This window comes from Streptomyces sp. NBC_01171, assembly GCF_045039805.1.
GTDB lineage: Bacteria > Actinomycetota > Actinomycetes > Streptomycetales > Streptomycetaceae > Streptomyces.
The window spans coordinates 4,461,285-4,479,762 of record NZ_CP108609.1; the positions used below are offsets into that span (position 1 = coordinate 4,461,285).

15 protein-coding genes and 2 tRNA genes are annotated in these 18,478 nt (G+C 72.0%); 14 read left to right on the forward strand and 3 right to left on the reverse strand.

The window, feature by feature from the left end; all coding sequences use genetic code 11:
* Nucleotides 1–3: 3 nt before the first annotated feature.
* From OG448_RS20535 to OG448_RS20560, 6 genes are all read left to right on the forward strand, one after another.
* Complete coding sequence (locus tag OG448_RS20535; RefSeq protein WP_405555800.1) at nucleotides 4–1,701, forward strand: LytR C-terminal domain-containing protein; 1,698 nt, start codon at nucleotides 4–6, stop codon at nucleotides 1,699–1,701.
* Between the two features lie 160 nt (nucleotides 1,702–1,861).
* Nucleotides 1,862–2,305 carry a ribosome silencing factor gene (rsfS, locus tag OG448_RS20540; protein WP_030814988.1) on the forward strand — a complete coding sequence of 148 codons (444 nt, stop codon included), beginning with the start codon at nucleotides 1,862–1,864 and terminating at the stop codon, nucleotides 2,303–2,305.
* Nucleotides 2,305–2,973 carry a histidine phosphatase family protein gene (locus OG448_RS20545; RefSeq protein WP_405555801.1) on the forward strand — a complete coding sequence of 223 codons (669 nt, stop codon included), beginning with the start codon at nucleotides 2,305–2,307 and terminating at the stop codon, nucleotides 2,971–2,973. The genes rsfS and OG448_RS20545 overlap by 1 nt, the downstream gene beginning before the upstream one ends.
* Nucleotides 2,974–3,080: 107 nt before the next feature.
* Nucleotides 3,081–3,153, forward strand: a tRNA-Ala gene (locus tag OG448_RS20550).
* Between the two features lie 308 nt (nucleotides 3,154–3,461).
* Nucleotides 3,462–3,695, forward strand: coding sequence for a hypothetical protein (locus OG448_RS20555; RefSeq protein WP_006136074.1), 234 nt, complete (start codon nucleotides 3,462–3,464; stop codon nucleotides 3,693–3,695).
* A 121-nt stretch (nucleotides 3,696–3,816) separates the two neighbouring features.
* A tRNA-Ala gene (locus OG448_RS20560) sits at nucleotides 3,817–3,889 on the forward strand.
* 106 nt (nucleotides 3,890–3,995) lie between these two features.
* Here OG448_RS20560 and OG448_RS20565 read toward each other — a convergent pair.
* Together OG448_RS20565 and OG448_RS20570 are read right to left on the reverse strand one after the other, a co-directional pair.
* Nucleotides 3,996–5,606 (reverse strand): NADH-ubiquinone oxidoreductase-F iron-sulfur binding region domain-containing protein, encoded by a 1,611-nt coding sequence (locus OG448_RS20565; RefSeq protein ID WP_391291739.1) that lies wholly within the window; start codon nucleotides 5,604–5,606, stop codon nucleotides 3,996–3,998.
* On the reverse strand, nucleotides 5,603–6,856 hold the full coding sequence (locus OG448_RS20570; protein WP_405555815.1) for a cytochrome b/b6 domain-containing protein: 1,254 nt from the start codon (nucleotides 6,854–6,856) through the stop codon (nucleotides 5,603–5,605). The genes OG448_RS20565 and OG448_RS20570 overlap by 4 nt, the downstream gene beginning before the upstream one ends.
* 402 nt (nucleotides 6,857–7,258) lie before the next feature.
* On the opposite strand from OG448_RS20570, the gene leuS reads away from it, so the two are divergent.
* The 8 genes from leuS to holA all read left to right on the forward strand — a co-directional run bounded on the left by leuS (nucleotide 7,259) and on the right by holA (nucleotide 17,868).
* Nucleotides 7,259–10,150, forward strand: a complete 2,892-nt coding sequence (gene leuS, locus OG448_RS20575) for a leucine--tRNA ligase (protein ID WP_405555817.1) — start codon at nucleotides 7,259–7,261, stop codon at nucleotides 10,148–10,150.
* 179 nt (nucleotides 10,151–10,329) lie between these two features.
* Nucleotides 10,330–11,040, forward strand: a complete 711-nt coding sequence (locus OG448_RS20580) for a hypothetical protein (protein WP_405555819.1) — start codon at nucleotides 10,330–10,332, stop codon at nucleotides 11,038–11,040.
* A 65-nt stretch (nucleotides 11,041–11,105) separates the two neighbouring features.
* Nucleotides 11,106–11,951, forward strand: coding sequence for a DegV family protein (locus OG448_RS20585; RefSeq protein ID WP_405555821.1), 846 nt, complete (start codon nucleotides 11,106–11,108; stop codon nucleotides 11,949–11,951).
* Between the two features lie 138 nt (nucleotides 11,952–12,089).
* The gene (locus OG448_RS20590; protein ID WP_405555823.1) at nucleotides 12,090–13,016 is read left to right on the forward strand and encodes a helix-hairpin-helix domain-containing protein; all 927 of its coding nucleotides are present in this window, start codon (nucleotides 12,090–12,092) and stop codon (nucleotides 13,014–13,016) included.
* Nucleotides 13,013–15,508 carry a ComEC/Rec2 family competence protein gene (locus tag OG448_RS20595; protein WP_405555825.1) on the forward strand — a complete coding sequence of 832 codons (2,496 nt, stop codon included), beginning with the start codon at nucleotides 13,013–13,015 and terminating at the stop codon, nucleotides 15,506–15,508. Before OG448_RS20590 ends, OG448_RS20595 begins: the two co-directional genes overlap by 4 nt.
* 28 nt (nucleotides 15,509–15,536) lie before the next feature.
* On the forward strand, nucleotides 15,537–16,343 hold the full coding sequence (locus tag OG448_RS20600; protein ID WP_405555827.1) for an arylamine N-acetyltransferase: 807 nt from the start codon (nucleotides 15,537–15,539) through the stop codon (nucleotides 16,341–16,343).
* A 150-nt stretch (nucleotides 16,344–16,493) separates the two neighbouring features.
* Nucleotides 16,494–16,739 carry a hypothetical protein gene (locus tag OG448_RS20605; protein ID WP_037856065.1) on the forward strand — a complete coding sequence of 82 codons (246 nt, stop codon included), beginning with the start codon at nucleotides 16,494–16,496 and terminating at the stop codon, nucleotides 16,737–16,739.
* Between the two features lie 139 nt (nucleotides 16,740–16,878).
* On the forward strand, nucleotides 16,879–17,868 hold the full coding sequence (holA, locus tag OG448_RS20610) for a DNA polymerase III subunit delta (protein ID WP_030814910.1): 990 nt from the start codon (nucleotides 16,879–16,881) through the stop codon (nucleotides 17,866–17,868).
* A 255-nt stretch (nucleotides 17,869–18,123) separates the two neighbouring features.
* Here the strand turns inward: holA and rpsT are convergent, their stop codons facing one another.
* Nucleotides 18,124–18,390: a 30S ribosomal protein S20 gene (rpsT, locus tag OG448_RS20615; protein ID WP_030814907.1), complete on the reverse strand. Its 267-nt coding sequence runs from the start codon at nucleotides 18,388–18,390 to the stop codon at nucleotides 18,124–18,126.
* Nucleotides 18,391–18,478 lie beyond the last annotated feature (88 nt).

An 18,478-nucleotide genomic window follows, 5' to 3' on the forward strand; every position in this document is an offset into this window, starting at 1 on the left:
CCGGTGAACGACCGATACGAAGCTGGGTACGGCGACGACCAGTACGGAGGGGACCAGTACGAGATCGTCGGCTACGACGACTACGGCCGCCCGGTGTACCAGCAGGTCCCGTCCCGCCAACAGCAGCCGCAACAGCGGACCTACGACCCCTACGGGCAGCAACAGGGCTACGCCCAGGGCGGTTACGACACCGGGCAGCAACAGCCCATACCGCCCGGCTACGACCCCTACGGGACGCAGAACGCCCCCTACGACCCGTACGGGACCGGCTCCCAGGCACCCGCCCCCGGCTACGACCCCTACGGGCAGGCCGCGACCAGCGGGCAGCAGCCCAGGGTCACCGAGCAGACGGCGTACATCCCGCAGCAGACGCGGCCCGACGAGGACGCCAAGACCGAAGCGCCCCCGGCCGAGGGTCAAAAGGCGGGCGAGGACGGGGAGTTCGCGTTCGTCGAGGAACCGGACGGTGAGTCCGAGGACGTCATCGACTGGCTGAAGTTCACCGAGAACCGCACCGAGCGCCGCGAGGAGGCCCGCCGCCGCGCCCGCAGCCGGATCATCGCCCTCGGCGTGGTCCTCGCCCTGGTCGTGGCGGGCGGCGTCGGCTACCTCTGGTACGCCGGGAAGCTGCCCGGCGTCTCCTCGCCCGGCACCGCGACCGGCACCACCGTCGCCGCGGGCGCCCAGAAGCGGGACGTGATCGTGGTCCACCTGCACAACACCGGCAAGCGCGACACCTCCACCGTGCTGCTGGTCGACAACACCACCACCGAACGCGGCACCACCGTCCTGCTGCCCAACTCCCTGGCGCTGACCGACGATTCGGGCACCACCACCACGCTCGCCAAGTCGGTGGACGACGACGGCTCCTCCGGCACCCGCGACCAGCTCGACACCGTCCTCGGCACCGACATCCAGGGCACCTGGCGGCTGGACACGCCCTACCTCCAGAACCTCGTCGAGCTGGTCGGCAACATCGAGATCGACACCGACACCGACGTGCCCGACCCCGACGCCAAGAAGAAGGGCGCCGCCCCGCTGGTGCACCGGGGCCGGGCGCAGACCCTCAGCGGCAAGATGGCGGTCGCCTACGCCACCTACCGGGGCCCCGGCGAGACCGAGAACGCCCAGCTCAAGCGGTTCGGGCAGGTCATGCAGGGCGCGCTGCGCAAGCTGTCGTCCGACCCGTCTGCCGCGACGACCACCGTGCAGACCCTCGCGCAGATCCTCGATCCGCCGCTGACCGACAAGGACCTGGGCACCTTCCTCGCCAGGCTGGCCGACCTCGCCAAGGGCGGGAAGTACCAGACGGTCCCCCTGCCGGTGCAGAGCGACGGCACGCTGACCGCCGGGACCAGCGACAGCGTGGTCAAGAACATCCTGGGCGGCACCGCCAAGAGCCCCGACGCCGGCTCCGCGGTCCGGGTCGCCGTGCAGAACGCCACCGGCGCCAAGGACGACACCGAGAAGGCCCGCGTGACCCTGCTGGGCGGCGGCTTCGGGTTCATCGAGGGCGGCACCGCCTCCGGCGCCCAGTCCGCCTCCAAGGTGGTCTACTCCGACCCCGCCGACAAGCAGAACGCCGCCGAGGTCGCCAAGACCCTGGGCCTGCCCGCCGGCTCGGTGACCAAGGGCGCGGTCTCCTCCGGCGCCGACGTCCTCGTCGTCCTCGGCCAGGACTACCGGCCCGCCGCCTCCTGACCGGCGCGGCACACCCCACGTGAGCACCGGAACACGTGGGGTGGGCCCGGCCGCGCGTGAGACCCTTGGAGTCCTGGTGCCTCCGGACAGCGCCCCGCGCCCGGCCGGCCCACCCCGAGTCTTCGCAAACCGCACCCCGTCCTCGAACGAAAGCCACACAGTGACCGCCACCGACCGTTCTCTCGACCTCATCAACACCGCCGCCCAGGCGGCCGCCGACAAGCTCGCCCACGACGTCATCGCCTACGACGTCAGCGACGTGCTGTCGATCACGGACGCGTTCCTGCTGGCCTCCGCGCCGAACGACCGCCAGGTCCGGGCGATCGTCGACGAGATCGAGGAGCGCCTGCTGAAGGAGCGCGGCGCCAAGCCCGTCCGCCGCGAGGGCGACCGCGAGTCCCGCTGGATCCTGCTCGACTACGTCGACATCGTCGTCCACGTCCAGCACAGCGAGGAGCGCGTTTTCTACGCCCTGGAGCGCCTGTGGAAGGACTGCCCCGAGCTGGAGCTGCCCGAGGAGGCCCGTGCCACCCGCGGCAAGGCCGAGGAGCACGCCAAGCTGCACGCGGACGAGGCCGGTGACGAGCCCGGCCAGGAGCGCTGATGAGCGCCACCGGTGAGGTGACCGACAGCACCGGCCGGGGCCGCCGCGTCATCCTGTGGCGGCACGGCCAGACCGCGTGGAACGTCGAACGCCGCTTCCAGGGCACCACGGACGTGGAGCTGACGGAGACCGGCATCGCCCAGGCCCGCAGGGCCGCCCGGCAGCTCGCCTCGCTGCGGCCGGACGCGATCATCGCCTCGGACCTCAGGCGCGCCTCGGACACCGCCGACGAGCTGGCCGCCCTGACCGGCCTCGACGTCGTCCGCGACGAGGCGCTGCGGGAGACCTACGCGGGCGCCTGGCAGGGCCTGACGCACGAGGAGATCATCGCCAGGTTCGGCGACGACTACGCCGCCTGGAAGCGCGGCGAGCCGGTCCGGCGCGGCGGTGGCGAGCTGGAGACCGAGGTCGCCGACCGGGCCGCCCCCGTCGTGCTGCGGCACGCGGAGAAGCTGCCCGAGGACGGCACCCTCGTGGTGGTCAGCCACGGCGGCACCATCCGTACGACGATCGGCCGGCTGCTCGGCCTGGAGTCGCACCACTGGGAGAGCCTCGGCGGGCTGACCAACTGCTGCTGGTCGGTGCTCGGCGAGGGTGCCTGCGGCTGGCGGCTGCTGGAGCACAACGCGGGCAGCCTGCCCGAGCCGGTGCTCGGCGACGACGACTGAGCCGTGCCGAAGCCCGCAGGTGAGGGCCTCGGGACCCGGATTTCACTTTCCGGCAGGTCACAGGCTAAAGTTCTTCTTGTTCGGCCCGCGGAGCGGGAAGAACGCGAGGGGCTATAGCTCAGTTGGTAGAGCGCCTGCATGGCATGCAGGAGGTCAGGAGTTCAATTCTCCTTAGCTCCACAGATCGACACTCCTGCCGAGTGTTCAGAGATCGGTGATGAAGATCCCGTCCCTTCGAGGGGCGGGATCTTCTGCTTCTCCCTGCTTGAGTCGTTCGCGTTCCATGGTCGTATACCTCTGTGAACGGTCTTCGCCGGGGGGCGACCGTGTCCGGACCGGTACTGAGGCGTCGCTGACCGTGCAGGCCCGGCCGTGGCAGAATCAGACGGCCGGAAGGGGGCTCGGCCCGACGGGAGGGAGTGGCGATGCCTGCGAGCATCCTTGGAGGTTCCGCGCACGTGGCCTGCGGCCACAGCTGGAGCTGAGCGATGGGTGCACACAGGCGGAAGTGCGACTGGTGCGGGAGCGGCACCCCGATCGTCCGCGACATGGAGCCGATCAACCCCGACTACCAGTACTGGTGCGAGGAATGCGCACGGGCGCTGATCATAAAAGGCGACCCCATCGAGACGTACCGCGAACTCGAGGGGGAGCCGATCTACGGCCGGCTGCTGGAGGAGCACTGCACGCTCAAGCGGTTCTACTCCTTCGTCACGGCATAACGGACATTCCGTCCGTGTGTGGATCGAGTGCGGGGCCGGGGTGGGAACCGATTTGGTGTTCCACCCCAGGGTCCGTGTAATGTTGGCTTCGCCGCCGGGGAAACCGGGCGGAAAACAGCACGGGGCTATAGCTCAGTTGGTAGAGCGCCTGCATGGCATGCAGGAGGTCAGGAGTTCAATTCTCCTTAGCTCCACAGAAAACGAAGGCGGATCGTCGTAAAGACGGTCCGCCTTCGTCGTGTTGGCAGTTTCCTGTCCGCCGGGCGGGCCGTCCGTTCTCGGGCGGCCCGCCCGGTCGCCTCAGCGGCCCAGTGCGCGCCGCCCCCGGCCCTGGGAGACCACCGGGAGGTTCCGCGCGGGCGCCTGGCCGCGGGTGTCCTCCTCGATGCGCAGGGCGAGCGCCGGGCAGCGCCGTACCGCGCGCAGCGCCTTCGCCTCCGCGTAGCGCGGGACCTGGGCCTGGGCGACTGTCGGGAAGCCGTCCGCGCCCAGCTCGAAAACCTCCGGGAGGATGTCCGCGCACAGCCCGTGGCCCCGGCACAGCGTCCAGTCGACGTAGATCTTCTGGCGGCTGCCGCCGGACTCCTCCGGCGCCGCGCCGCCCGTGATCCCGGCTGGGAGCTGACCGCCCTCGAACAGCGGCAGCACGCCCTCCACGGGGCGTCCGCAGCCGTTGCCCAGGACATGGGCGGCCAGATCGTCCGTGAACGCCTTGATGGTCGACTCCAGGAACATCGCCGAGCCGTCCGGGTGCGAACACGCCCCGCGCCGCTTCACGTTCTTGGCGACCTGCTTCAGCGCCTCCAGCGCGGCCGGCCCGCCGCCGTTGATGATGTCCTCCATGCCCCGCGCGGCGGCGGGCAGTCCGAGGTAGCACGGGCCGCACTGCCCGGCGCTCTCGTCGGCCAGCCACTGCGCCACCCGCAGCGACTCGCCCAGCGGGCACGTCTCCTGACTGATCGGCAGGATCGCGCCCGCGCCCAGCGCGCCGCCCACCGCGTCCAGCGAGTTGCGGGAGACGACCGCCTCGTTCACCGTCGCCGCGTCGATCCACTTGCCGTGGTAACCGCCGGTCAGCACGCCCTGCGGCACCGGCGGGGCGCCGGCCAGCTGGAGGATGTAGCGCAGCGGCACACCCGTGGGGGCCTCGATCACCATCGGGCGGGCGACCGCGCCGGACACCGTCAGCATCACCGTGCCCGGCTCGTCGTACAGACCGGTGTTGCCATAGCGCTCGGGGCCGATGCGGGCGGCGATGGCCAACTGGGCGAAGGTCTCCGCGTTGGAGAGCAGGGTGGGCACCCCGCCGACGCCGCTCTGCGAGGCGCTGATCTTGCGGCCGGGCGGGATCGCCGGGCCACCGTCCACCGAGCGGATCAGGGAGGCGGCGGCGCCGGTGACCATGCGCACCGGGTTGCGCTGCACCCAGGCGCGCAGGGCCGAGCGGCGCGAATTGCTGAGCCCCCGCTCGGCGAGGGCCGCCTCCATCGAGCGCTGGGTGGACTCGCGGGTCACGCCGATCACCAGCGTGCGCGCGCCCATCGCCTCGGCGCACAGCAGCGCGCCGTCCAGGATGAGGTGCGGGGCACGGTTGATCAGCACCGTGTCCTTGCGGCAGGCCGGCTCGTCCTCGCTGCCGTTGACGACGACGACGGGCCGTACGCCCTTCTTGATCGCCGACTCGGCGACCGAGCGGAGTTTCTTGTGGAAGGGGAAGCCCGCGCCGCCGCGCCCCTTGAGATGGATCTTCTCGGCGAGCTGCGCGAGCTGCTCACCGCCGAGCGGCTCGAGCGGCCCGTGCACCTTCAGATGCATGGGCAGGTCGAGCCGCTCCACAAGGTCGAAACCCGACGTGAGCTGGGGAAGTCCGACCACGCGGACCTCGGGGACGTCGGGAAGGGCCTCGTTCACCTATAGCCTCCGGAAGGCGTGTTCCAGGGCTCGCCCGAACCCGGCGCGTCGTATCCGGCGCCGGGGATCGCTTCAGAGGCGGGACCGCTGTTGAACGTTTCGGAGGAGTTGTACGTCCCGTAGCGGGCGTTCGTCTCACCGGTGTCGTACACATCACTTCCGCCGTATCCGGGGGTGCCCGGATTGCCATAGGCGGGGACGTTGTATCCGGTGTCCTGGAGCGGGTCGTAGGAGGAGGGCGGGGCCTCGCCGACCGGGGGCGGGGACGGTACCGGCCAGCTCGACGCGGGGCCGGTGGTGTTCATGCGGGGCATGGCCTCGGTGGGCTGCGCGTCCAGGGGGGTGTCCCGGCGTCCGCCCTGGCCGCCGTAGGACTGCTGGCCCGGCCCGTTCGCGGTGCGGTAGGCGGCGGCGAAGCCGGGGTCCGGCGCGGGGGCGGCCGGGGACTGGTACAGCGGGCCGGACGGGGTCTCGGGGGCGCGGCGGGGTTCGCGGCGGTTGTCGAAGCCCGGCTCGTTCCTGCGGCTCCGGCTCGCCTCCAGGCGGTCCAGGTCCAAGGAGTCGCCGCCGCCGAAGAGATCGACCAGGCGGTCGGCGACCCTGCGCTTGACCGGGCGCGGAGCGGCGCGCAGCGCCAGGCCGGCCATCACGCCGAGCAGGGAGAGGCCGTAGAGGATCACGAAGATCGGCTTGGCCTGGCGGCCCGCGTAGAGCCCGTGCACCAGGGCCGCGCACCACGCGGGGTAGGCGAGCATGTGCATCGCGCGCCAGCGGGCGGCCACGGGGGCCGGGGTGGCGAAGTTGCTGCGCAGGGCGCCGGTGACGCCGACGAAGACCATCAGCAGGCCGGCCAGGGAGCCCAGGCCGATCAGGCCGCCGCTGCCGGTGACGCCGAGGGAGAAGGGGATGAGGGCCGCGATCAGCTTGGTGTGGTCCAGCGCGATCTTGGTGGTGATGTGCAGCAGCAGGAACGCGATCGAGGCGACCGCCGTCGTCCGGTGCACCGCCTGGCCGATGATCCGCTGGCGGGTGTTGAGCAGCACCCGGTCCTGGGCGACCAGGCCCCAGATGACCGAACAGCTCAGCGAGACGAGGGACAGCACGCCCGCCCCGAAGTTCAGGAACTCTTGGAACTGACTGCCTCCCACCAGCACGATCACCGGTATGAGCAGCAGGACGACAGCGGACGCCACCCCATAGGCCGACCGGCCGGGCTTGGGGAGCGAGCTGTTACTACGACGAGCGTTCATGGGGGCAACTCCGAGCAGTTTCGGGAAGGCGGTCCCGCTGCCGAACTCTAGGTGGAGCCATACCGATCAGTACGAGGTTTGAGTTATTGCGTTGTTATCAAAGGACGAATCACCTGCGGCGTCGTCCCTTACTGACTGTTACGCGAAGTAATCCTTGACCCGGATTCAGATCTGGCGGCCGTACGGACATGTCTCACCTGCATACGCAAGCGCGTCGCGGCTTGCTCAAGGGCTGCGGTACCCTAGCGCCATGCGTGCTGTACGCCTTCTGCTTAGCGAGCCGCGCTGATCAGTACCGACCACCGGTCGCACCGGACGGTCGGCATCGGCGCGGCGTCCCCTCCTGTGTGAGGGGCTTTTTCGTTTCCGCGGGCAGAGACGATCGATGGAGCTTTGAGGATCATGAGCGAGACGAACCCCGCCGCTACCGCTGCCGCGTCGGCGGAGGCCGCGCCGCACCGCTACACGGCCGCCCTGGCGGCCGAGATCGAGGCACGCTGGCAGGACTTCTGGGACGTCGACGGCACCTACGCCGCGCCGAACCCCACCGGCGACCTGGCGGACGACGCCGAGCTGGCGGCGAAGCCCAAGAAGTTCATCATGGACATGTTCCCCTACCCCTCCGGCGCGGGCCTGCACGTCGGCCACCCGCTGGGGTACATCGCCACCGACGTCTACGCCCGCTTCCAGCGCATGACCGGGCACAACGTCCTGCACACCCTGGGCTTCGACGCCTTCGGCCTGCCCGCCGAGCAGTACGCGGTGCAGACCGGCACGCACCCCCGCGTGTCCACCGAGGCCAACATGGAGAACATGAAGGCCCAGCTCCGCCGGCTGGGCCTGGGCCACGACAAGCGCCGGTCGTTCGCCACGATCGACCCGGAGTACTACAAGTGGACCCAGTGGATCTTCGTCCAGATCTTCAACTCCTGGTACGACGACGAGGCGAACAAGGCCCGCCCGATCTCCGAGCTGGTCGCCCTCTTCGAGTCCGGTGAGCGCCCCGTACCGGGCCACACGCGCGCGTGGAGCGAGCTGACCGCCGCCGAGCGCGCCGACGTCCTGGGCGAGTTCCGGCTGGCCTACGCCTCCGACGCGCCGGTCAACTGGTGCCCCGGCCTGGGCACCGTGCTGGCCAACGAGGAGGTCACCGCCGACGGCCGCTCCGAGCGCGGCAACTACCCGGTCTTCAAGGCCAAGCTGCGCCAGTGGAACATGCGCATCACCGCCTACGCCGACCGCCTGCTGGAGGACCTGGACGGGCTGGACTGGCCCGAGGCCATCAAGCTCCAGCAGCGCAACTGGATCGGCCGCAGCGAGGGCGCCCGCGTCGACTTCCCCGTCGACGGCGAGCGCATCACCGTCTTCACCACCCGCCCCGACACCCTGTTCGGCGCGACCTACATGGTGCTGGCGCCGGAGCACCCGCTGGTGGAGAAGTTCACCCCCGAGGCGTGGCCCGAGGGCACCCACGAGGCGTGGACCGGCGGTCACGCCACCCCGGCCGAGGCCGTCGCCGCCTACCGCGCGCAGGCCGCCGCCAAGTCCGACGTGGAGCGCCAGGCCGAGGCCAAGGACAAGACCGGCGTCTTCACCGGTGTGTTCGCGGTCAACCCGGTCAACGGCGAGCAGGTCCCGGTCTTCATCGCCGACTACGTCCTGATGGGCTACGGCACCGGCGCCATCATGGCCGTCCCCGCCCACGACACGCGTGACTTCGCGTTCGCCCGCGCCTTCGAGCTGCCGATCCGCTGCGTGGTCGAGCCGACCGACGGCCGCGGCACCGACACCTCCACCTGGGACGACGCCTTCGCCTCCTACGACGCCAAGCTGGTCAACTCCGCCGGCGACTCCGTCACCCTGGACGGCCTGGCCGTCCCCGAGGCCAAGGCCCGCATCACCGAGTGGCTGTCCGAGGCCGGCATCGGCGAGGGCACCGTCAACTTCCGGCTGCGGGACTGGCTGTTCAGCCGCCAGCGCTACTGGGGCGAGCCCTTCCCGATCGTCTACGACGAGGACGGCATCGCCCACGCGCTGCCCGAGTCGATGCTCCCGCTGGAGCTGCCCGAGGTCGAGGACTACAGCCCGCGCACCTTCGAGCCCGACGACGCCGACACCCAGCCCGAGACCCCGCTCTCGCGCAACGACGAGTGGGTCCACGTCACCCTGGACCTGGGCGATGGCCCCAAGAAGTACCGCCGCGAGACCAACACCATGCCCAACTGGGCCGGTTCCTGCTGGTACGAGTTCCGCTACCTGGACCCGCACAACGACCGCGAGCTGGTCGATCCCGCCATCGAGCAGTACTGGATGGGCCCGCGCGAGGGCCTGCCGCACGGCGGTGTCGACCTGTACGTCGGCGGCGCCGAGCACGCCGTACTGCACCTGCTGTACGCCCGCTTCTGGTCCAAGGTCCTGTTCGACCTGGGACACGTCTCGTCCGCGGAGCCGTTCCACAAGCTGTTCAACCAGGGCATGATCCAGGCGTACGTCTACCGTGACAGCCGCGGCATCGCCGTCCCCGCCGCCGAGGTCGAGGAGCGCGACGGCGCCTTCTGGTACCAGGGCGAGAAGGTCTCCCGGCTGCTCGGCAAGATGGGCAAGTCCCTGAAGAACGCCGTCACCCCGGACGAGATCGCCGCCGAGTACGGCGCCGACACCCTGCGCCTGTACGAGATGGCGATGGGCCCGCTGGACGTCTCCCGCCCCTGGGACACCCGCGCGGTGGTCGGCCAGTTCCGGCTGCTCCAGCGGCTGTGGCGCAACATCGTCGATGAAAGCACCGGCGCCCTCACCGTCACCGACGCCGAGCCCGACGAGGACACCCTGCGCGCCCTCAACAAGGCGATCGACGGCGTGGGCCAGGACCTGGAGGGGCTGCGTTTCAACACGGCCATCGCCAAGGTCACCGAGCTGAACAACCACCTCACCAAGGCGTACGGCAGCGGCGGCGTCCTGCCCCGCACGGTCGCCGAGCCGCTGGTCCTGATGATCGCCCCGCTGGCCCCGCACATCGCCGAGGAGCTGTGGCGCAAGCTGGGCCACACCGACTCCGTCGTCCACCAGGACTTCCCGGTGGCGGACCCGCGCTACCTGGTCGACGACACCGTGACCTGCGTCGTGCAGATCAAGGGCAAGGTCAAGGCCCGCCTGGAGGTGCCGCCGAACATCTCCGACGAGGAGCTGGAGAAGGCCGCGCTGGGCGACGAGAAGGTCGTCGCCGCACTGGGCGGCGCGCCGATCCGCAAGGTGATCGTGCGGGCGCCCAAGCTGGTCAACATCGTCAGCGGCTGAGAGGTCGTGCCTCGCTGAGGGCCCGGTGCTTCGGGTGCCGGGGCGAGTGTCGGGGTGATCCCCTACGGGCAGGTTCCGGGTTCCGATGGAACCCGGGGCCTGCCCGCTGCGTTTACCGTGGAGAACGAGGCGGCGCAGAGCGAGGCGGCTCGCAGCCGCGCCTTGAGGAGGAACGCGTCATGGAAGCAGTGATCACCGTGTTCGCCGTGCTCTTCGTGCTGCTCGTCGTCCTCGGTACCTACGCCACGGTGAAGGCGGTCGGCGCCGCCAAGCGCAGCGTGGACCGCACCATCGCCCAGGGCCGCCGTACGGTCGAGGACCACTCCCTGCGCGCCAAGTCGCTCACCCGCCCCGGCCCCGCCGGGGAGATCGCCCAGCTCCGGCTCACCCTGCGCACCTCCATGCGCGCCACCCAGGACGCGCTGCACGCGGGCCCGGCCGAGGACGCCTCGCTGAAGGAGTCCCTCGGCCTCTTCGAGCGCCTCAGCGTGCACGGCCGCGAGCTGGACGTCGTACTCAAGCACCTGGAGTCCGAGCCCGACCGCGCCACGCTCACCGCCCGCCTGCCGGAGCTGCGCACCCGCACCGAGCGCATCACCGCCTCCGCCGACTCCCTGCGCTGGGCCGCCCGCGACCGCGCGAGCCGCTTCGCCGAGGACGACCTCGACGCCCTCAGCTCCCAGATCGACATCGAGGCGGGCGCCCTGCGGCACTGGACCAACGCCTCGGCGCAGACCACCGCCCCCTGGCCCGAGGCCCCGGCCACCGACGAAGCGGCCACCCGCCGCCAGACCTGGCCCCACGAACCGGAAGCCCAGGCCATCACCCCGCCCGCCGCCAGGCCCGCCTACCCCTGGCAGAAGAAGCCGCGCCCGGAGAGCACCGCCTGACCCTCAGGTGCCCTCCTCCGGGGCTGGACTGCCGTGCCGGAGCCACGGCAGGTAACCTCCAGCTCATGTCCCGCCATGTCGCTATCGTCACCGATTCAACGGCCTACTTGCCGCCGGGGCTGATGGAGCGCCACGGCATCACCTCGGTGCCGCTGACCCTGGTCCTCGGCGACCAGGCGCTCGAAGAGGGCACCGAGATCTCCACCCGCTCCCTGGCCCAGGCCCTCCAGAAACGGCGCCCGGTCACCACCTCCCGCCCCAGCCCCGAGGAGTTCGCCCGCACCTACCGCGAGGTCGCGGACACGGGCGCGGACGGCATCGTCTCCCTGCACCTGTCCGCCGAGCTGTCCGGCACCTACGACGCGGCCGTACTGGCCGCCCGCGAGGCACCGGTGCCGGTCCGGGTCGTCGACACCGGCATGGTCGCCATGGCGCTCGGCTTCTGCGCCCTGTCCGCCGCCGAGGCCGCGGAGGGCGACGGCACGGTCGACGAAGCGGTGACGGCCGCCGAGAAGCGCGCCGCGGGCACCTCCGCCCACTTCTACGTCGACACCCTCGACTATCTCCGCCGGGGCGGCCGCATCGGCACCGCCCAGGCCCTCCTCGGTTCCGCCCTCGCCGTGAAGCCGCTGCTCCGGCTGGAGAACGGGCGGATCGAGCTGCTGGAGAAGGTGCGTACCGCCTCGAAGGCGATCGCCCGGCTGGAGGAGATCGTGGTGGAGCGGGCCGGGGGTGCGGAGGTGGACATCGCCGTCCATCATCTGTCCGCGCCGGAGCGGGCCGCGGTGTTGGCGGACCGGTTGCGTGAACGGGTGGGCAGGCTGGCGGAGTTGCACGTCAGCGAGGTGGGGGCGGTGATCGGGGCGCATACGGGGCCTGGGTTGCTGGGGGTCGTGGTCTCGCCTCGGTGAGGAGTGCCGGCGGTCCTTGGGCGTTCGGTTGGGGCGGGCGCGGCTCGTGTGGGTGACGGAGTTGTCCACAACCGGGGGCTTCTCCACCGGAATTGACCAAGATCCACTTTTTGGGGCGGGGTGTCCGATCCTCGGGTCATGACACTTCGATCACTGACCCGTGCAGCCACTCCGACCAGCGGTCCCGGCAGGGGGCCCACCTCCGACAGCCGTGTGCGGCATCGGCGTCCGCCCGAACGGGGGCGGGGGCGGGCGCGGCATCGGGCGCCGGTGCCGGGGGAGGAGGTGCGGCGGCGGGCCGGGCAGTTGTTCGGCGAGGCTCCGGGGGAGTCGGGGAGTGGGCCGCCGGGGAGCTTGGACGCCGGGGCCCAGGGTGCCGATTCCGGCTGGCGTGAACGGGCCGGGCTCGCGCTGCGGGACCGGGTGCCGATGTGGGTGCAGGCGCGGTGCGGGGTGGAGCGGCGGGGGGTGCTGGCGCTCGGGGTGGTGCTGGCGCTGGCCGCTGTGCTTGCCGGTCAGCATTTCTGGGCGGGGCGTACGGAGAGCGTGAGTGCGCCGCAGGTGGTGCGTGAGGCTCCGGTGCGGGTGAAGGGGGCGGAGGGGTCGGGGGGTGTTTCCGCGTCCGCTTCGCCGGGTGGACAGATCGTGGTGGACGTCAGCGGAAAGGTTCGTGATCCGGGGATTCGGCGGCTGCCGTCGGGGTCGCGGGTGGCCGACGCGCTGAAGGCTGCCGGGGGAGTGCGGCCGGGGGTGCGGGAGGAGGGGCTGAACCGGGCTCGTTTCCTTGTGGACGGGGAGCAGATCGTGGTGGGGGCGTCGGGTGCTCCGCCTCCGGTAGGGGTGGGTGCGGCGCCGGCCGGCGGGGCTTCCTCGGCTCCGGTCTCGCTCGGTACGGCGACGGTGGAGCAGCTCGACACGCTGCCCGGTGTGGGACCGGTGCTGGCTCAGCGCATCATCGACTACCGCACCCAGCACGGCGGTTTCCGCTCGGTGGACGAGCTGCGCCAGGTGGACGGCATCGGTGACCGGCGGTTCTCGGATCTCCGGGCTCGGGTGGGGCCGTGAGGGCTGAGTCCGACTCCGACCCCGGCTGGAAGGGCGACTCCCATCCCCGGCAGGAGGGCCCGGTCGATCTGCGGCTCGCAGGTCCCGCGCTCGCCGCGTGGGCGACGGCGGCGCTGGTCCTGGATGTTCCGCCGGCGTGGAGCCTGGGGGTGGCGGGCGCTTGCCTCGTCGTCGGGGTCGCGCTGCTCCGGGTGGGGCCCGGCCGGTACCGGGCTCCGGGCGCGGCGGTACTGCTCTGTGTCGTCGCGTCCGCCGTCTCGGCGGGGCTGCACGGGGCGGATGTGCGGCGCGGACCGGTGCCGGAGGTGGCGCGGAGGTTCGGCACGGTGGCGGTCGAGGTGGAGCTGACCGGGGACCCGTGGCTGAGCAAGCCCCGGGTGCGGGGGGATCACGCGGCGCCGGTGGGGGTGTTGGCGCGGGGTGAGGTGCGGAGGGTGGGGGAGGAGGGGGTGGGGGGAGGGGAGGGGGCCCTCACCCGAAGCCCCGTACTTCTCGTCGTGGACGCCGACGTGCCTGCGCCCGGAGCCCACGGCGGCGGACCCGAGGCACGGGCGGGCTGGCTCCGGCTGCTCCCCTCCACCCGACTCCACCTGACCGGCAGACTCGCACCCCCCACGACGGCCGGTGACCGTACCGCTGCCGTCCTGCGCGTACGAAGCTGGCCGCCACCGGAGATCGCATCGGGGCCGACCGCCCCGCAACGCCTGGCGGGCCGGCTCCGAGCCGGGCTGCGCGAGGCGACCGAGGAACTCCCCCCGGACGCGCGGGCGTTGCTGCCGGGCCTGGTGGTCGGAGACACCTCACGTATCACCCCCGAGCTGGACGACGCCTTCAAGGCGACCGACCTCGCGCACACCCTGGCCGTCTCGGGAAGCAACCTCACGATCCTGCTGGCCCTGCTCATCGGCCCACCAGGCATGGCCGGCCTCGCCGAACGCCGGGGCATCGCGCCCTTTCTGGGCCTGTCCCTGCGCACCACCGCCCTGATCGCGGGCGCGCTGACCCTGGCGTTCGTGATCGTGTGCCGCCCCGACCCCAGCGTGCTGCGGGCGGCGGCCTGCGGTTCCGTCGCCCTGCTGGCCCTGGCGACCGGTCGCCGCAGATCGCTCGTACCGGCACTGGCCACGGCCGTACTCCTGCTCGTCCTGTACGACCCCTGGCTGAGCCGGAGTTACGGCTTCGTCCTCTCGGTGCTGGCGACCGGTGCGCTGCTCCTGCTGGCGCCGCGCTGGAGCGAGGCCCTGCTGCGGCGCGGGGTGCCCGCCCGGCTCGCGGAGGGGCTGGCGGCGGCCGCGGCGGCGCAGGCCGCGTGTGCGCCGGTCGTGGCGGTGCTGTCGGCGCGGGTGAGCCTGGTGGCGGTGCCGTGCAACCTGCTGGTGGAGCTGGCCGTGGCCCCCGCGACCGTGCTCGGGTTCGCGGCGCTGGCGGCGGCACCGGTGGCGATGCCGTTGGCCAAGGTGCTGGCGTGGTGCGCGGGTTGGCCCGCCGGATGGATCGCCACCGTGGCCCGTACCGGCGCGGCCCAGCCCGGCGCGGGGGTGGACTGGCCGGGAAGCTGGCCGGGGGCGCTGCTGCTGGCCGCCGTCACCGTGGTCCTCGTCCTCCTCGGGCGGCGTCTGATCCGGCACCCCTGGTGGTGCGGGGCGCTCGTCCTGCTCCTGCTGCTGGTGGTCGTACGCCCCGCCCCGCTGACCCGCGCGGTCACCGGCTGGCCCCCGCCCGACTGGCGGTTCGCCATGTGCGACGTCGGCCAGGGCGATGCCACCGTACTGTCCGCCGGACCCGGCGCCGCTGTCGTCGTGGACGCGGGACCCGACCCGGCGCCGGTCGACCGCTGCCTGCGCGAGCTGGGCGTCACCCGCATCCCCCTCGTCGTCCTCACCCACTTCCACGCCGACCACGTAGGAGGGCTCTCCGGAGTACTGAGGGGCCGGTCGGTAGCCGCGATCGAGACCACGGGCTTCGCCGAACCCGCCGACCAGGCCGAGTCCGTACGCCGGGAGGCCGCCGCCCGCCACATCCCCCTCACCACGGCCGGGGCAGGCGAGGAACGCCGAGCGGGCCCTCTCACCTGGCGCGTCCTGTGGCCACGGGCCGATGAACCGGTGCCCCCCGACGGCCCGAACGACGCCAGCATCATCCTCCTCGCCCACACCGCCGGCCTCCGCCTGCTCCTCCTCGGCGACCTCGAACCCCCAGCCCAGCGGGAGCTGCTCCGCACACCGCAGGCAGCCGACCTGGCCCACGTGGACGTACTGAAGGTCGCCCACCACGGCTCGGCCTACCAGGACCCCGACCTCCTCCGCCTCGCCGCCCCCCGAGTAGCCCTCATCTCCTGCGGCACCGACAACCCGTACGGCCACCCGGCCCCTTCCACCGTGGCCGCCCTCCGCGCCGCCGGAGCCACGGTGCTGCGCACGGACCGGGACGGCGCGCTCGCCCTGACCGGGACGGGTGGACCACACGGCGGGATGAAGGTGATGCGGGACTGAGCGCCGCACCGCCCACCACACTGAACACATGAAACCCAGCCAGGTCGACGCCTACCTCCAGCGCCTAGGCGCGGATCACCCCCCGAGCCCCACCACCGACGCCCTGCGGGACCTGCACCTGCGCCACCTCCAGACGGTGCCCTTCGAGAACCTGTCGATCCACCTGGGCGAGCCGGTCGTCCTGGAGGAGGCAGCCCTGCTGGAGAAGGTGGTCGGAGCCCGCCGGGGCGGCTTCTGCTACGAACTCAACGGCGCCTTCGGCCTGTTGCTCACCTCCCTCGGCTACGAGGTCCAACTCCTCGCAGGCCGGGTCCACGGAGAGGAGGGGCGGCTCGGTATCCCGTACGACCATCTCGCCCTGCGGGTACGGACGGTGGAGGGCGACGACCTCATCGCCGATGTGGGTTTCGGGGCGCACAGCCACTGCCCGTTGGCCTTCGCCGAGCGCGGGGACCAGGCGGACCCCGGTGGGACGTTCCGGGTGGTGGAGGCGGGCGGCGGGGACCTGGACGTGCTGCGGGACGGCAAGCCGCAGTACCGGCTGGAGACGCGGCCCCGGAGGCTCCCGGACTTCCGCGGGGGAGCGTGGTGGCACTCGACCTCGCCGGAGTCGCACTTCACCCGGTCCCTGGTGTGCTCGCGGATCACGGCGGACGGCGGGCGGATCACGCTCAGTGGACGGACGTTGACGACCACGGACGCCGAGGGGCGGAAGGAGGCGCGTGAGCTGGGCTCGGACGAGGAGGTGCTCGCGGTGTACCGGGACGGGTTCGGGATCGGGCTGATTGCGGTGCCCACGGTGCGGAGCGCGAGCCTGGGCGGCCAATTCGGGTGACTTCCGGCGCATGGGCCGCCGGCCTCTGGCATCGCGGCGATCGGGCCGAGCCTCCGGGTCGACCTGGACGTGCAGATCGTGCCGAGGGGCTGAGAGCCGGCGACAGCCGCCCCGCGTCCCGGCCTCCTCGCCGTGCCGGACAATGGCCCCGTGAGTGATGTGAGACATGTGCTGGTGCTCCCCGACCGTGACGCCGCCGAGGAGGCGGCCGAGGCGCTCGGGGCGCGGTTCGGAGTCGACGAGGAGCCCCGGCTCGTGCGGGACGCGCTGGCCGGCGAGGACGACGCGGAGGACGCCCAGTGGCTGCTGGTCCTGCGCGACGAGGCTGCCCGGCTGGACCCCGCCGAGCTGGACGCCTTCGCCGCCGAGTGGGAGGGCTGGCGCGAGGAGCCGTGAGCCCGCGCGCCCTGCCCCTCCGTCCACTCCCGCCCTACGCGCCCTCCACGCCCCTGACCTCCGTCTCGGGGTCCGCTCAGGGAACGGCCAGGGTGCGCGGCCCGCTTGGTTGTCGGTGCCGCGTGGGATGCTGTCAGTGATGGCAAGAAAGACTGCGAATGACGACCCTCTCGCCCCGGTGACCCTTGCCGTGGGCCAGGAGGACCTCCTGCTCGACCGTGCCGTGCGGGAGGTGGTGGCCGCCGCTCGGGCCGCCGACGCCGACACGGACGTACGCGACCTCACCCCGGACCAGTTGCAGCCCGGCACCCTCGCCGAGCTGACCAGTCCCTCGCTCTTCGCCGAGCGCAAAGTCGTGGTCGTACGCAATGCCCAGGATCTCTCTGCCGACACGGTCAAGGACGTCAAGGCGTACCTCGGTTCGCCCGCCGAGGAGATCACGCTCGTCCTGCTGCACGCGGGTGGTGCGAAGGGCAAGGGCCTGCTGGACGCGGCCCGCAAGGCGGGCGCCCGCGAGGTCGCCTGCCCGAAGATGACCAAGCCGGCCGACCGGCTGGCGTTCGTGAGAGGGGAGTTCCGGGAGTTCGGGCGGTCCGCGACGCCCGAGGCGTGCCAGACGCTGGTCGACGCGATCGGCAGCGACCTGCGCGAACTGGCCTCCGCGGCGGCCCAGCTCGTGGCCGACGTCGAGGGCACGATCGACGAGGCCGTGGTCGGCCGTTACTACACCGGCCGCGCCGAGGCATCGAGCTTCACCGTCGCCGACCGGGCGGTGGAGGGGCGTACGGCGGAGGCGCTGGAGGCGCTGCGCTGGTCGCTGTCGACCGGGGTGGCACCGGTGCTGATCACCAGTGCGCTGGCCCAGGGCGTGCGGGCCATCGGCAAGCTGTCCTCGGCGCGCGGGGGCCGGCCGGCCGACCTCGCCCGTGAGCTGGGCATGCCGCCGTGGAAGATCGACCGGGTCCGGCAGCAGATGCGGGGCTGGACGCCGGACGGGGTGTCCGTGGCGCTGCGCGCGGTCGCGGAGGCCGACGCGGGTGTGAAGGGCGGCAGCGACGACCCCGAGTACGCGCTGGAGAAGGCGGTCGTCACCATCGCCAGGGCGGCGCGCTCCCGAGGGCGGGCGTAGCGGCAACGCGGCGCGGGCCCGAGCCGCACACCTGGGCCCGCGCCAACCCCCTCACCCACACCCCTGCCCGGGGCTCAGACATGCCGAAGGCCCCGGCGCCTCCCTGGAAGGGGAGGGAACCGGGGCCTTGGGACCAAGCTGCTGAAGCCACACCCGCGTGGCGAACGCAGGCCGCGTGTGGCTTCGGGATGCCGGACGGGAGCGGATAGAGAGGGCCCGCTCTGAGTCCCTCCGGCGGTCAGATCAGAAGGAGGTTCAGCCCTTGAGGTCCGCGACCTTGGCCGAGAGCGCCGACTTCTTGTTGGCGGCCTGGTTCTTGTGGATGACGCCCTTCGAGACGGCCTTGTCGAGCTGACGCGCGGCAGCGCGCTGGTACTCGGTGGCCTTCTCGACGTCACCCGCGGCAGCGGCCTCGCGGGCCTTGCGGATCGCGGTCTTCAGGGAGGACTTGACGGCCTTGTTGCGCAGCCGAGCCTTCTCGTTGGTCTTGATCCGCTTGATCTGGGACTTGATGTTCGCCACGAAAGAAGCCTTTACAGGTTCAGGCACGGGCCCGTTGGAGGTCCCGTACCGGTGATCCAGAAATTTATCGTCGCGCCTCGCGCTGAGA

Excerpts from the sequence above, each read along its gene's own strand:
- OG448_RS20555 (WP_006136074.1), top strand. The coding sequence starts at position 3,462 with ATGGGTGCACACAGGCGGAAGTGCGACTGGTGCGGGAGCGGCACCCCG.
- OG448_RS20545 (WP_405555801.1), top strand. The coding sequence starts at position 2,305 with ATGAGCGCCACCGGTGAGGTGACCGACAGCACCGGCCGGGGCCGCCGC.
- OG448_RS20580 (WP_405555819.1), top strand. The coding sequence starts at position 10,330 with ATGGAAGCAGTGATCACCGTGTTCGCCGTGCTCTTCGTGCTGCTCGTC.
- leuS (WP_405555817.1), top strand. The coding sequence starts at position 7,259 with ATGAGCGAGACGAACCCCGCCGCTACCGCTGCCGCGTCGGCGGAGGCC.
- OG448_RS20585 (WP_405555821.1), top strand. The coding sequence starts at position 11,106 with ATGTCCCGCCATGTCGCTATCGTCACCGATTCAACGGCCTACTTGCCG.
- holA (WP_030814910.1), top strand. The coding sequence starts at position 16,879 with ATGGCAAGAAAGACTGCGAATGACGACCCTCTCGCCCCGGTGACCCTT.
- OG448_RS20600 (WP_405555827.1), top strand. The coding sequence starts at position 15,537 with ATGAAACCCAGCCAGGTCGACGCCTACCTCCAGCGCCTAGGCGCGGAT.
- OG448_RS20570 (WP_405555815.1), bottom strand. The coding sequence starts at position 6,856 with ATGAACGCTCGTCGTAGTAACAGCTCGCTCCCCAAGCCCGGCCGGTCG.
- OG448_RS20590 (WP_405555823.1), top strand. The coding sequence starts at position 12,090 with ATGACACTTCGATCACTGACCCGTGCAGCCACTCCGACCAGCGGTCCC.